The following is an 11,947-nucleotide window of genomic DNA, read 5'->3' as shown; positions in this document are numbered from 1 at the left end:
GCGACTCCTCAGCGCACCGTGAAGCTGAAGCTGCCCGGCATGGGGTGGTTGTCACCACCGACGGCGCGGTATTCCACGGTATAGACGCCCGGAGCCAGCGGTCCAGGCAACTTGGCACGCAGGGTCTTGCCGTTGTTGACGATCTCGGTCGTGAAATTCTCGATCGGCATGGTGGAACTGCCGTGCTTCATGAGCAACTTGAGACGCGACGCCCGCGAAATCAATGTCTCGTTGAACACGAGATCGATCTGGCCTGGCGAGGCCACCACCGCATTTGCCGCCGGTGTGGACTGCTGCAGCGCGGCGTGGGCGTGCGCGACCTGCAGCGAAAACTGCCCGGCCGCGATTGCGAGGACGAGCGCGAAGGAGCGAATGACGTTGGACGACTTCATATGGATAAATCCTCATTGGAATGTGATGCAAAGCCCGTTCGGGAGGGGCCGCGCTGTGTTCGATGCGACAAGCGTTAGATGTCGGACTGTCACTGAAACCACGATTTGTCGGATTTTCTTGATACTTCCGCTTTCGCGAGACGAGGATCCCACCGGCTCAGGCGGGATCCTCGACGCATTACGCTGCCATGGCGCTGCAGCTTTCCGCGCAGCGGCGACAAACTTCGGCGCAGCGCGTCATCTCAGGGTCGTTCATGGCGTCGCATGCATCGGCGCACTGGCGGCAGATCTCCGCGCAGGCACCGCAAACCACGTCGTGAACGCTGGCACCGCGCAGCATCGCGTCGGCACTGGTTGCGCAGGTATCGGCACACGTCGCCAACAGGGCGATGTGCTCCGGGGCCGCGTGAACACCTCCTTTGGTCAGGCAGTAGTTGATGGTCTCCAGGCAGATCGCATGGCATTGCGTGCAGTTGTCGATGCACTCGTTCATGGCCTGGGGCCGGTGTGCTGCGGAATGGTGAGTCATGTAGTTCTCCTTCTTCCTCGCGGGCGAGAATCGGCGCGCCCGCAACACCGTCCCCTGTTGCTGCGACGGATCAGTGCTGTGCGAACGGTTCAGTGGTTCCGTCGCGATGTATCAGCTCGACCGTGAACGGCTGCTGGCGTCCCTCCGGGACCTCCATGCCCGGAGAACCAAGCGGCATCCCTGGGAGGACCAGGCCGCGTGCGTTCGGCTTTTCTTCGAGGAGACGCTTGATGTCCGCGGCCGGAACGTGGCCTTCGATGACGTATCCGCCGATCTCGGCCGTGTGGCAGGAGCCCTTTGCATAGGGGACACCCAACCGCTCCTTGACCAGACCCAGGTCATCCATGTCGTGCACATCCACGGTGAATCCCGCCTTCTGCACGTGGTCGATCCAGACACCGCAGCACCCGCAGGTCGGGGTCTTGTGGACGGTCATGCGTGGCAGGGCTGCTGGAGTCGCGTCGGCTGATTGGACGACAACCTGTGCGGAGGGCGAGGTTGTGGGTTGCGCGGATGAAGCATCCTGGGTGCAAGCACCCAGACCAGCCACGGCAAGGACCACAAAAGTCAGACGGTGCAATGTGAGCGTAGTCATTTCAATCTCTCGACTCAGCGCTTGGTCCGCGAGGACCAGTGGATGTGGACGATCCGCCAGCCGTCCGCGGTCTCCTTCAGCACCATCGTCTCGTCGCTCTGGACGGTCAGTGGCTGGCCATCCTTCTGGGCATGCAACTCGCTTTCGGTTCCGACCCACGCGAACTCGCCAGCGGCTCGTGCGCGCTGACGGAGCAGCTGGCGATGGGCGCCCTTGAGGAACGCCGCATCGCTGACTGCGTGATGGCCCATGTATTCCTCGCGGCTGCGTTCGGCGCCCCCGGACTCGAGGATGAGAACGTCGGCAGCGAGCAGGGCTTCGACCGTGGCCAGATCGCCGCTAGACAGGGCCCTGTTGAAACGCTCCGCTACGGCGACCGCGGCCTCTGCAGTGACTGGGACGTCGACGTCCGCAGATGCCGCGGCAGCGGGGTGATGTGCGTGCGGCTGTGTCGCCTGCGCCATTGCGGGGGACACGACGGCCAGTGCCAGTGCGAGGGTGAACGAGATTGCTGTTGCGTTCATTGCGTGGGCTCCAAGAAGATCAATGGGGGTGCGCATGGCCGTCATCGGCCACGGGCGTGTGTGGTGCAGGGTGCGACTCCACCTTGCCGTCGGGATGGCCGTGGCTCACCAACCCGACTTCCGTGTCGCTGGGTGTCGGGCCGTGGTGATCGTCGTCCACGCCCGGCGGGTGCGCATGCGGCATGGAGTTGTTGCCCGGCTCGAATAAGGCAGGGTGATCCTCGGCCTTTTCGTCGTCATGGTGGCCTTGCGTCTCGCCGCCGCCATGCGAATGGCCCTCGCTGCTGTCGACAAGTTCCTTGTACGCAGTCGCGTCCAGCGTGGGCAACTTCTGCAGGAAGGCCGACATGTTCCATATGAACTCATCGTCCATGCTGCCGCCCCAAGCGGGCATGCCGCTGGCCTTGATGCCGTGCTTGATCACCCAGAACGCCTCAGCTGGAGCGACCGGCTGTTTGCTTAGGTTCGGTGGCGCGGGGTACAGGCCCTTGCTCATCTCGGTGGCCGCCGCGTCTGGTGAAAGATGGCAGGTCACGCACATGGCGTTGTAGTTGCCCGCACCCTGGCGGATACGCTCAGGATCATCAAGGTTCGTGGGTAGCTGAAGCTTGGCGGCGCGCACCTCAATGGAACGCTCGCGCGCCGTTTCAAGTAGCGCATACACCGGGCGACTATGCGGATCGTCGGCGGCCACGTTGTACACGCCCAGAGAGAGCGTGGCGGTTGCGACCACCGCAACCAATGCCACGCCGGCACCGAGCCATACCCACATCTTTTTGTTGGATTTCATTGTCAGTTCCCCTTAGAACCAGGTACGAAGGCCGATGACCAAGCGCGTGTCTTCAAAGGACTCGCCATGCTCGCGTCGCATGTCTGCGGTATTGCCAAACGCGCGCTCGTACACCACGCCGATGTAGGGAGCGAACTTTCGGGTGAACTCATAGCGAAGTCGTAGCCCCGCCTCAGCGGCACTCAGACCCGAACCTATCCCGCGCAATGGATCGTTCTTGCCATAGGCGGTGACTTCCACCAGCGGCTGCAAGATCAGCCGGTTGGTTAGCAGCAATTCGTACTCGGCCTCGACATTGGCGGCAGTCTGGCCCCCTTCGCCGAGATAGGCTGTGGCGGACACTTCGAACTTCATCGGCGCCAAGCCCTGTACACCGATAGCGGCGAAGTTCTGCGATGCCCCAGGCTTGAAGTCATGACGCACACCGGCCACCACATCCCACCACGTGGAGATACTGCGGCCGTAAAGCACTTCCAGATCAGCCGACTCGGTCTGACCATCCGTGCGTTCGCCTTCACTGCGGAGCCAGACGCGATTGAGGTCCGTACCGATCCAGCCCTGGCCCTCCCAGCCCAGCCCGGTGCCCGGATCGGCATCCCAGGTTTCCAGGCGATTGAGCAGCACGTAGCTCTTGATCGAGTTGTCATGCACCGGATGCGCGTGTTCCGGCGCGATGGCCGCCTTGCGATCCGCGTCCGTCACCGCGGGAATCGGGGTGCGCGGCTGCGTTGGCGCTGCAGGCCCGTGTCCCATCTGACTGTGGTCCATGCCCTCCATCGATTGCATTCCCGCTTCTGGTGTAGCGGGCGCGGGCGAATCATGGCCCATCTGCGAATGGTCCATCCCCTGCATCGCAGGCGTGGCCGTGCCGGAGGTGTCGGCTGCAGCGGGCTGTGCCATCTGACTGTGATCCATGCCCTGCATCGACTGCGCCTGCGCTGTGGGCGCCGCAGGTGTGCTCGCGGGCGAGCCGTGCCCCATCTGCGAATGGTCCATGCCCTGCATGGCAGGCTCGGCTGCGTTAGCCTGCGGCTCGGCGTGGCCCATCGCCGCATGATCGATCGTCGCTTCGCTCGTCTTGGCCGGTGTTGCAGGCTTTTGGGCTGGCGCAGGTTTTGATGTCGGTGCCTGATGTGCAGAGTGATCCTGAGTCTGGGTCTGCGCGCCCTGCTCCATCTGCATGGAGCCGTGCTGCATAGATTGGGCGCTGGCCGCATTGGCCAGGGCCAGCGAGATAGCCGTCAGCGCAGTCAGGGTGGTATCGCGTCTATTGATGTTCATTCGTCGACCCTCACCGTGCGCATCATTCCGGCTTCCATGTGATAAAGCAGGTGGCAATGGAACGCCCAGCTGCCCAACGCATCGGCACGCACGCGATACGTGCGTCGGCTACCTGGCGGCATATCCACCGTGTGCTTGCGCACCATGAAGTTGCCGTTGTCGTCCTCCACGTCACTCCACATGCCGTGCAAATGGATGGGATGGGTCATCATCGTGTCGTTAACCAATACGATGCGCATACGCTCGCCGTAGTTCAGCCGCAGCGGCTCGACATCGGAAAACTTCTGACCGTTGAAGCCCCAGGAGAATTTCTCCATGTGTCCGGTCAGATGCAGCTCGATCTCGCGACCGGGGTCGCGTCCGTCAGGGTCTTCAAAGGTGCTCTTGAGCATGGAATACGTCAGCACATGACGGCCGTTATCGCGCAGGCCATTGCCCGGATCATCCAAGCGCGAACTCACGCTCATGGCTTGGTTGTCCAACAGGGGATTGTTGGTCTCGCTAGCAGGGTGTGATTGCATGCCCCCGTGCTGCATGCCTGCCATGGCACCATCGCCGGCGGCGGGCATCGCATGGCCTGCATGGGCCGAGGTCGCGTTACCGCTGACAGGTGGGGTCATGCCAGGCATGCCCATGGCCGCACCACAGCCGCCTTCCATGCCCTTGCTGCCGCCAGACATATCCATCGACCCATGATCCATGCCCATGTCTGCCATCGTCAGCAGCGGCCGGGGATCCACAGACGGAACGGGCGCGCGTAATCCTTCGCGCACAGCGAGCGTGCCGCTGATGTAGCCGGTGCGACCGGAGTCTTGGGCAAAGATGGTGAATGCGTCCTGCCCGGAGGGCTCCACGATCACATCGAAGGTTTCTGCTACCGCGATGCGGAACTCGTCGACGGAAACCGGATGGACATACAAGCCATCTGCCGCCACCACGGTCATCTTCAGCCCCGGAATACGCACATCGAAGTACGTCATGGCAGAGCCATTGATGAAACGCAGGCGCACCTTCTCGCCACTTCGGAACAAACCGGTCCAGTTGCCCAGTGAGGTCGTGCCGTTCATCAGGTAGGTGTAGGTGTTGGCGTTGACGTCGGACAGGTCCGTGGGCGTCATCCGCATCACGCCCCACATCTTGCGATCTTCCAACGTGGCCGACAGGCCGTTGCGCTTCACATCGCGCGCAAAATCGCCGACCGTGCGCTTGTAGTAATTGTCATGGCCCGGCATCTTCTTCAAACGATCGAACAGGGCCGTCGGGTCCAGGTCTGTCCAATCGCTCAGCATCACGACGTAGTCGCGATCGAAACTGAAGGGCTCCGGCTCCAATGGGTCGATGACGATCGGGCCATAGAGCCCGGCTTGTTCCTGGAACCCTGAGTGGCTGTGGTACCAGTAGGTTCCGCCCTGATGCAGGGTGAACCGGTAGTGGTAGGTCTCACCACGTCCGATACCGTCAAAGCTCAGACCCGGCACGCCGTCCATGTTGGCCGGCAAAATGATGCCGTGCCAATGGATGGAGGTGTCCGCGCCATGGATGGAGTTAGCGGGCAATGCATTAGAGACGCGCAAGTTGACCGTGGTGCCTTCCCGCCACCGCAGCAACGGCGCCGGAACGGACCCGTTGACCGTGATCGCGGTGCGGGTCTTGCCGGTGAAGTTCATCGGCGTCTCGCCAATGGTCAGGTCAAACTCAGTGCCCGATAGTACGTTGGGTTGTCCCGGCCCCTTGAGCGCCCAACTGGCTTTGGGCCAGAAACCTAATCCTGCGACTGCGCCTCCCAAGGCCAAGCCTTGGACAAATCGCCGCCGCGAAGGCAGCAGCGGTCCACCGCGTGGACCACGAAAATCATCATGCGACATGAAAATGCTCCAAGCGTCGTGTTGCCACCGGCGGGCGGTGGTACAGAGCGGGCGGCTGGCCTAAACAGGCATGCAAGCCACACCAACGGCGCCATTGCGGCGCCTAGGGACGCTTAGCCGATCGGTGGTCGGATCAGATGAGGCAAGGCAGGTGCCGCATGCCCTAGGGGCAGCGGCATGACATCCAGGCCCAAGGCCAGTTGCACCGAAACATGCAGGCGCGCAGGAAGTGCGCTCGCGCAAGCGTGTACGCAGGCGCACCGGCACGCAGAAGACTTGCAACAGTCGGGACCGGCATGGTCGCCATGCCCAGTGCCAGCCTTTTCAATCGATGTGGCATCGGGATGATGCTCAGCACTGTGATGGGCGAAGCAGTCTTCGTCGACTTGCACCGCGGCAGCCACTTCGCTGGCCTGCTCTTCCATGACCGGGTTCATACTGACGGACGCAAACGCCGACCACGCGCCGTTAAGCACGAGCATGGCGATCAGGAACAGTCGCAGTAGAAGTGAGGAGGCTGACACGGGCGACATGGTATATCACTTTAGACAAGGCGCGTGTGTATCGGTCGTGAACAAAATCTCAAGTAAGCCTGAGATGTCGCGACTTGTCAGTCGCACTAGCCGCGGACACTGCAGCTCCCTCCAGAAGCGCCCAAAGGGCGGGTTGAGGCGAAGAGTTGCCCATAGGGCGAGCGCTTGTTCGGTTTACTTCTCGGGCGTGGCCTCGATCAGCTTCACCAACTCGCGCTTCTGCTGCTTGCTTAGCGAGCCCCAGCGCAGGAGCAACTTGGCCAGCAGATCATCGTCGGTGTAAAGGAAGGCGGCGGGGATCCCCAACGCTTGGGCCAACCGCTCAGCAATCTCCAGCATGGGCTCGTGCTTGCCACGCTCGTACTGGTTGATTCGGGGGCTGGCCACGTGAGGATCCAGACCGGCCCGGATGCCCAACTCCTTCTGCGACAAACCCGTGTGCAGGCGGGCTTGTTTGAGGCGTCGAGCGAAGGTCGGTGTTGAGTCGACGGACAAAGTCACGCGCGCACCCCATGGAGACCCCATAAGGATGGCGGATGTACCCTGCCTTGCATACTAAGATATTCTTAGCTTTGAGGCAACCGGCGACACCGGTAGCGCCGCCCCCCCCCCCAGGAGCCACGCCGCCCCCCCCCCCCAGGAGCCACGCCGCTCCCTCATCCCCGGAAACCGCATGCCCGGAACCTCGTCAATGACGCCATCTGGGGTCGCCAGCATCGAGGAGTTGGGCCTTCGTGGCACCCTTTTCCTAGCCGCACTGTTAGCCGCGCAGCTACGACGCCTACCGGTGGCGCCCACACGCCGCTCCACCTTGCTGGTGCTGGACACGCTGCGAGACTTGGCCTTGATCCAAGTTCCCTGGCCAGCGGATCGATGGCAGATCCGCCCCGATGCCGAGGTCACGCCCATCGAAGATCTGCAATGGGCTTTCGCCTGGTCTACCCACGAGCGCAGGCACCTGCTCCCGGTGCTGGAAGACCAACTCGGCGATATGGCACACGATGTAGACTTGGCGGACGCGAAACTGGAGCTGTGGGATGAACTTGCACTCTGGGAGACCGAGCAGTTTCTGGAGCAGCAATTGCTCAAACATCACTTCGACCCAGGCTGGGCACGTGATGTGGGGTTCGTCTTTCAATCCGGACCGCGGGGCTTGCCGATCGCGCGGTGGCGTTACTGCTGCTGGGCGGCGGTACGCCAAGGTGCCTCGGTGGCGATGCGTCTTGGCGTGCACGACAGCGCCCATGTGCGGGAAGCCATCTTTCAGGAGGTCCAGAAGCGCCTGCGCTACCTGATGACCAGTTCGCCCGAGCAAGGCATGTTCAAGCCCTATCATTTGGCACCGGAGTCCTCAGTAGCCAAACTGTTTGTAGATTGGGTCGTCCCTATGGAATGGGCGTACTGGACAGGTGAGCGCCACCCCAGCCGCTAGCAGACAAACGAGCAGCCTCGTCAGTCGGCTCCCCCATCTTGCGCATGGCCGCGCCGAGTTTTCTTCACCGCATTTTGTGCTGGCGTCAGTTGATTCAGTAGAGGCTCTAGCGCTTCAAGACGTGCATTGGCACGCAACGCATCGGCTTCAGCGCTCTCGCGGCGCTCACGCTCCCGCGCAAGGGTGTCTTGAACTTGAGCTAGCTCGTTGCGCATGGTATCCAAGGTCTTGGCGTCAGTCTTCCAGCGCTCCTGCAGTGCCAAATAGTCCGTCGCGGTCTGGCGCAACGCCACGACCTCGCTGTGTTGGCCTTCGTGGGCCTGTCGTAGCTGGGCAAGCTTACGCTCAATCCGCCCGTGGCGCTCCAGCCATTGACCATTGTCGCGGTTCAGCACCAACAGCTCCTGATTCTTCGCGCCCAAGGCTTCATTGGCCTGACGTAAGGCTACTTGCAGCTCTTGGACCTGATGCTCGTGACGGCGAAGCTCTTGCTCACGCTGCTCTTTGGTTGAAGTGCGGTAGTGCTCAAGCGCTTCCCGGGCATGGGCATGCTTGTCCTCCAGAGAACGCGTATGCGCCTCATGATCAGCCAGCCGCACCGTCATGCCAGCGATGCGCTCGTTCAACTGGGCGATTTCCGCGATCCTGTCACCTAGATTCTGTTGAAGGAGGGCGTGAGCAGCTTGCTCTTGGTGCAGGCTTGCTTCGGTGCGCTGCAGCCGACTGCTCAAGGCGGCAGCCTCCTCTTGGGCACCGGAAAGCGCCTGTTGCCGACTGTGGAGCTCAGCCTGATGGCGCTCACGCTCCTGGGTGAGGATGGCCTCTGCTTCCTCCTGGAGCCGCGAGGCCAAGCGCGCAACCAAGTCCTGCAAAGCATCACTAACGGCTACCGTCCTCGCCGGACCGCCGCCTTCCTCTCCTTCCAGTTCACGCAAGTAGCGGTGGATCGTGGTCTTGGAGCCCGTGTTGCCCAAGGCCACTCGCACCGCGTCGACTGACGGCTTCTTGCGTTGGGCCAGCAGCGCGTCGCGCGCCTTCTGGACGTCACTCTTATAGAGTCCTGCGCGCGCCATCGTGCCACCTCACTTTATTTCGTAATGTATTACATACCATGTAATTACATACTATTAAAGCAGGTAGACGACCGCTCGTCGGCGAAAATAATTATACGGGATAATATTGAATTATCCCGCGTAAGGCGGATTCTGACCCTTCCCCGCGTCCCAAGCAGTACGAAACCGCCCAGGGCCGGCGATCGCTGGGTAGTATGGCCCAGAGCGGAAAGGAGGCCAGCCAGGGTGCAGGCAGGCTCCGCCACCGAGCCCGTTGGCCATCAAAGGACTGTGCATGCCGATCGAACGTATCGTCATCGACAACTTCAAGTCGTTTCGCCATCTGGACCTGCCCCTCAATGCCCACATGAACCTGGTGGTGGGCGACAACGAGGTCGGTAAATCCACCCTGCTGGAGGCCATCCACGCGGTGGTCACCGGCCAGCTGCATGGGCGCAATCTTGCCTACGAGCTCACGCCCTACCTGTTCCACCAGCCCATGGTGCAGGAGTACTTGGGAGCGCTTGCCACGGGCACGCCGGCCTCGCCGCCACGGATCTCCATCGAAGCCTATTTGGGCGCCGACGCCGCGCTGGCGTCGTTACGCGGCACCAACAACTCCCTGCGTCTGGATACCGCCGGCATCCGGCTGCTGGTCGAGCTCAACGACGACTACCGCGAGGAGTTCAACGCCTACCTGCAGCAGCACCAGGGCGCGGTCAGCCTGCCGGTGGAGTACTACACGGTGCGCTGGTACTCCTTCGCCAACAATGGCGTCACCGCCCGTAGTATTCCGTTCGACTCGACCATCATCGACACGCACGGCATCAAGACCTTGTCCGGTGCCGATCGCTATATCGCCGGCATCATCGAGCAGGCACTGACGCCTGCGCAGCGCGTCTCGCTGTCGCTGAGCTTCCGCCGCATGCGGCAGAGCTTTTCCGAAGAAGCGGATGTGGCAGCGATCAATGCCTACTTGACCGAGCACACCGGGGACATCAGCCACAGGGCATTGACGGTAGGCGTGGACACATCGCCGCGCTCAACGTGGGAAACCAGCCTGTCACCCTACCTGGATGAGCTCCCGTTCATCCAGGCCGGCAAGGGCGAGCAAAGCGCGGTGAAGATGAAGCTGGCGATGCACGCGGCCGGCGCGGCTCACGTGCTGCTGATCGAGGAGCCGGAGAACCATCTGTCCTATTCCAGCATGACCCAGCTGATCGACAAGATTGCGGCCCACTCCACCGCCCAGCAGGTGATCATCGCCACCCACAGCAGCTTCGTGTTGAACAAGCTGGGCGTGGACAACGTGATCCTGTTCAGCGCGCAAGGCCAGATGAAGCTGGACCAGCTGCCCAGCGATACCCACGACTATTTCATGAAGCTGCCGGGCCACGACACGCTGCGGTTGATCCTGGCCAAGCAGGCGATCCTGGTGGAAGGCCCTTCCGACGAACTGATCGTGCAGCGTGCCTACAGTGACCATCACGGCGTGGCGCCGATGGCTCACGGCGTAGACATCATTTCGGTCAAGTCGTTGGCATTCAAACGCTTCTTGCAGATTGCCGATCGACTGAGGATTCAGGCCAAGGTGATCACCGACAACGACGGTGATATCGCAGTTGTGCAAGAGCGCTATGCCGAGCACATCAACGCGATCTATTACGATTCCGACGAGAGCGCCCCTTCGCTGGAAGAGCAGCTGATCAAAGCCAACTCGCTGGCCGAACTCAATACCGTGCTGGGCAAGGCCTTTGCCGATGAGGTGGCGCTGCTCAAGTACATGAAGGGCCATAAGACCGATACGGCCTTGGCGATTTTCAATAGCCCGCACTCGATCAGGTTCCCGGACTATGTCCAGCGTGCCATCACCTAACCGGGTCCTGCTCTCGGCAGCCGGCTCGGGCAAGACCACGTTGCTGGTCCGGCAGGCCTTGGAGCGACCTGGGCGCCGCATCGCGATTGTCACCTACACGCTGGAAAACCTAGAAGAGATCCGGCGCTCGTTTGAGGCCCACGCAGGCGCGGTCCCCGCGCATGTCACCTTGCACAGCTGGTATGGCTTTCTGCTGCGCCAGTGCATTCGCCCGTACCAAGCTGCGCTTTGCCCTGAGCCTCGCATCGAGACCATCCTGTTCGTAGAAGGTGTCACCAACAACCGCGCCCCACGCACCCAGGTGGCGCGCCACTACCTGGCGGGCAACCGGATGTATTCGGACCGAGCGGCCGATTTCGCTGTGCGCTGCGATGAGCTGACCCAAGGCCAGGTCGTGGCGCGATTGGCGGCGATGTACGACGAGCTCTACATCGACGAAGTCCAGGATCTGGCCGGCTTTGATCTGGATCTGGTCGAACGGCTGTTGAAGAGCGAGATTGCCATCACGTTGGTAGGCGATACGCGCCAAGCCACGTATGCCACCAACTATGCGCAAAGGTACAGCCAATACCGTGGTCCGAATCTGGCAGCGCTGTTTCAGATTTGGGAGGCCGACGACTTATGCCGGCTGGATCACCGCCTCACCAGTCTGCGCTGCGTCCAGGCCCTGTGCGATATGGCTGACACGCTCTATCCGCAGATGCCGCGGACCCAATCAGGCAATGGCGAGGTCACCGGACACGATGGCATCTACCTCGTCGCTCCAGGGGATGTGGCCGCGTACATGCAGGAGTTCGCCCCCACCGTGCTCCGGCATGACCGGCGGCAGGCGTGCGACGGACTGCCGGCGGTGAACTTTGGGCAGTGCAAGGGCCGCACCTACAGTCGGGTCCTCATCTTTCCGAACGGGCCGTTGACGCAGTACCTGCGCACGGCCGATGCAGCGCGTATCACCGCGCCGCCGAAATACTACGTGGCCTTCGCCCGGGCGCGGCAAAGCGTGGCCTTTGTGTATGCCGGCGCGTGCGCGTTGCCGGGTCATCAGCTCTATGCGCCTGCCAGCGCAGACGCATAGAGC

General features: G+C 62.0%; 13 protein-coding genes. 3 read left to right on the top strand and 10 right to left on the bottom strand.

Annotated features, from left to right (window positions below):
- Positions 1-8 precede the first annotated feature (8 nt).
- The 9 genes from copC to R5H29_RS20380 form a co-directional block, all read right to left on the bottom strand.
- On the bottom strand, positions 9-392 hold the full coding sequence (gene copC, locus R5H29_RS20420; RefSeq protein WP_033835139.1) for a copper homeostasis periplasmic binding protein CopC: 384 nt from the start codon (positions 390-392) through the stop codon (positions 9-11).
- A 178-nt stretch (positions 393-570) separates the two neighbouring features.
- A complete protein-coding gene (locus R5H29_RS20415; RefSeq protein WP_012480213.1) occupies positions 571-921 on the bottom strand; it encodes a four-helix bundle copper-binding protein in 351 nt (116 codons plus the stop codon).
- 70 nt (positions 922-991) lie between these two features.
- Positions 992-1,516: a DUF411 domain-containing protein gene (locus R5H29_RS20410; RefSeq protein WP_012480214.1), complete on the bottom strand. Its 525-nt coding sequence runs from the start codon at positions 1,514-1,516 to the stop codon at positions 992-994.
- A gap of 14 nt (positions 1,517-1,530) precedes the next feature.
- The gene (locus R5H29_RS20405) at positions 1,531-2,076 is read right to left on the bottom strand and encodes a nuclear transport factor 2 family protein (RefSeq protein ID WP_223224792.1); all 546 of its coding nucleotides are present in this window, start codon (positions 2,074-2,076) and stop codon (positions 1,531-1,533) included.
- Positions 2,060-2,830, bottom strand: a complete 771-nt coding sequence (locus tag R5H29_RS20400; RefSeq protein ID WP_005413420.1) for a cytochrome c — start codon at positions 2,828-2,830, stop codon at positions 2,060-2,062. The genes R5H29_RS20405 and R5H29_RS20400 overlap by 17 nt, the downstream gene beginning before the upstream one ends.
- A gap of 12 nt (positions 2,831-2,842) precedes the next feature.
- Positions 2,843-4,111 (bottom strand): copper-binding protein CopB, encoded by a 1,269-nt coding sequence (locus R5H29_RS20395; protein ID WP_005413421.1) that lies wholly within the window; start codon positions 4,109-4,111, stop codon positions 2,843-2,845.
- Positions 4,108-5,976, bottom strand: a complete 1,869-nt coding sequence (locus R5H29_RS20390; protein ID WP_012480217.1) for a copper resistance system multicopper oxidase — start codon at positions 5,974-5,976, stop codon at positions 4,108-4,110. Before R5H29_RS20390 ends, R5H29_RS20395 begins: the two co-directional genes overlap by 4 nt.
- Before the next feature lie 113 nt (positions 5,977-6,089).
- Positions 6,090-6,509 (bottom strand): transcriptional regulator CopL, encoded by a 420-nt coding sequence (gene copL / locus R5H29_RS20385; RefSeq protein WP_012480218.1) that lies wholly within the window; start codon positions 6,507-6,509, stop codon positions 6,090-6,092.
- 174 nt (positions 6,510-6,683) lie between these two features.
- Positions 6,684-7,034, bottom strand: a complete 351-nt coding sequence (locus R5H29_RS20380; RefSeq protein ID WP_043033515.1) for a helix-turn-helix domain-containing protein — start codon at positions 7,032-7,034, stop codon at positions 6,684-6,686.
- 148 nt (positions 7,035-7,182) lie between these two features.
- Here R5H29_RS20380 and R5H29_RS20375 point away from each other — a divergent pair, with 148 nt between their 5' ends.
- Positions 7,183-7,941: a hypothetical protein gene (locus R5H29_RS20375; protein ID WP_223224790.1), complete on the top strand. Its 759-nt coding sequence runs from the start codon at positions 7,183-7,185 to the stop codon at positions 7,939-7,941.
- 20 nt (positions 7,942-7,961) lie between these two features.
- Here the strand turns inward: R5H29_RS20375 and R5H29_RS20370 are convergent, their stop codons facing one another.
- A complete protein-coding gene (locus tag R5H29_RS20370) occupies positions 7,962-9,014 on the bottom strand; it encodes a DNA-binding protein (protein ID WP_033835653.1) in 1,053 nt (350 codons plus the stop codon).
- Between the two features lie 274 nt (positions 9,015-9,288).
- On the opposite strand from R5H29_RS20370, the gene R5H29_RS20365 reads away from it, so the two are divergent.
- Both R5H29_RS20365 and R5H29_RS20360 read left to right on the top strand, forming a co-directional pair.
- Positions 9,289-10,869, top strand: a complete 1,581-nt coding sequence (locus R5H29_RS20365; RefSeq protein ID WP_033835654.1) for an ATP-dependent endonuclease — start codon at positions 9,289-9,291, stop codon at positions 10,867-10,869.
- Positions 10,847-11,944, top strand: a complete 1,098-nt coding sequence (locus R5H29_RS20360) for a UvrD-helicase domain-containing protein (RefSeq protein ID WP_033835655.1) — start codon at positions 10,847-10,849, stop codon at positions 11,942-11,944. The genes R5H29_RS20365 and R5H29_RS20360 overlap by 23 nt, the downstream gene beginning before the upstream one ends.
- Positions 11,945-11,947: the final 3 nt, after the last annotated feature.

The organism is Stenotrophomonas sp. A3_2, assembly GCF_036624925.1.
GTDB lineage: Bacteria > Pseudomonadota > Gammaproteobacteria > Xanthomonadales > Xanthomonadaceae > Stenotrophomonas > Stenotrophomonas hibiscicola.
This window is presented reverse-complemented; position numbering and strand designations above follow the sequence as displayed.

Excerpts from the sequence above, each read along its gene's own strand:
- copC (WP_033835139.1), bottom strand. The coding sequence starts at position 392 with ATGAAGTCGTCCAACGTCATTCGCTCCTTCGCGCTCGTCCTCGCAATC.
- R5H29_RS20415 (WP_012480213.1), bottom strand. The coding sequence starts at position 921 with ATGACTCACCATTCCGCAGCACACCGGCCCCAGGCCATGAACGAGTGC.
- R5H29_RS20410 (WP_012480214.1), bottom strand. The coding sequence starts at position 1,516 with ATGACTACGCTCACATTGCACCGTCTGACTTTTGTGGTCCTTGCCGTG.
- R5H29_RS20405 (WP_223224792.1), bottom strand. The coding sequence starts at position 2,076 with ATGCGCACCCCCATTGATCTTCTTGGAGCCCACGCAATGAACGCAACA.
- R5H29_RS20400 (WP_005413420.1), bottom strand. The coding sequence starts at position 2,830 with ATGAAATCCAACAAAAAGATGTGGGTATGGCTCGGTGCCGGCGTGGCA.
- R5H29_RS20395 (WP_005413421.1), bottom strand. The coding sequence starts at position 4,111 with ATGAACATCAATAGACGCGATACCACCCTGACTGCGCTGACGGCTATC.
- R5H29_RS20390 (WP_012480217.1), bottom strand. The coding sequence starts at position 5,976 with ATGTCGCATGATGATTTTCGTGGTCCACGCGGTGGACCGCTGCTGCCT.
- copL (WP_012480218.1), bottom strand. The coding sequence starts at position 6,509 with ATGTCGCCCGTGTCAGCCTCCTCACTTCTACTGCGACTGTTCCTGATC.
- R5H29_RS20380 (WP_043033515.1), bottom strand. The coding sequence starts at position 7,034 with ATGGGGTCTCCATGGGGTGCGCGCGTGACTTTGTCCGTCGACTCAACA.
- R5H29_RS20375 (WP_223224790.1), top strand. The coding sequence starts at position 7,183 with ATGCCCGGAACCTCGTCAATGACGCCATCTGGGGTCGCCAGCATCGAG.
- R5H29_RS20370 (WP_033835653.1), bottom strand. The coding sequence starts at position 9,014 with ATGGCGCGCGCAGGACTCTATAAGAGTGACGTCCAGAAGGCGCGCGAC.
- R5H29_RS20365 (WP_033835654.1), top strand. The coding sequence starts at position 9,289 with ATGCCGATCGAACGTATCGTCATCGACAACTTCAAGTCGTTTCGCCAT.
- R5H29_RS20360 (WP_033835655.1), top strand. The coding sequence starts at position 10,847 with ATGTCCAGCGTGCCATCACCTAACCGGGTCCTGCTCTCGGCAGCCGGC.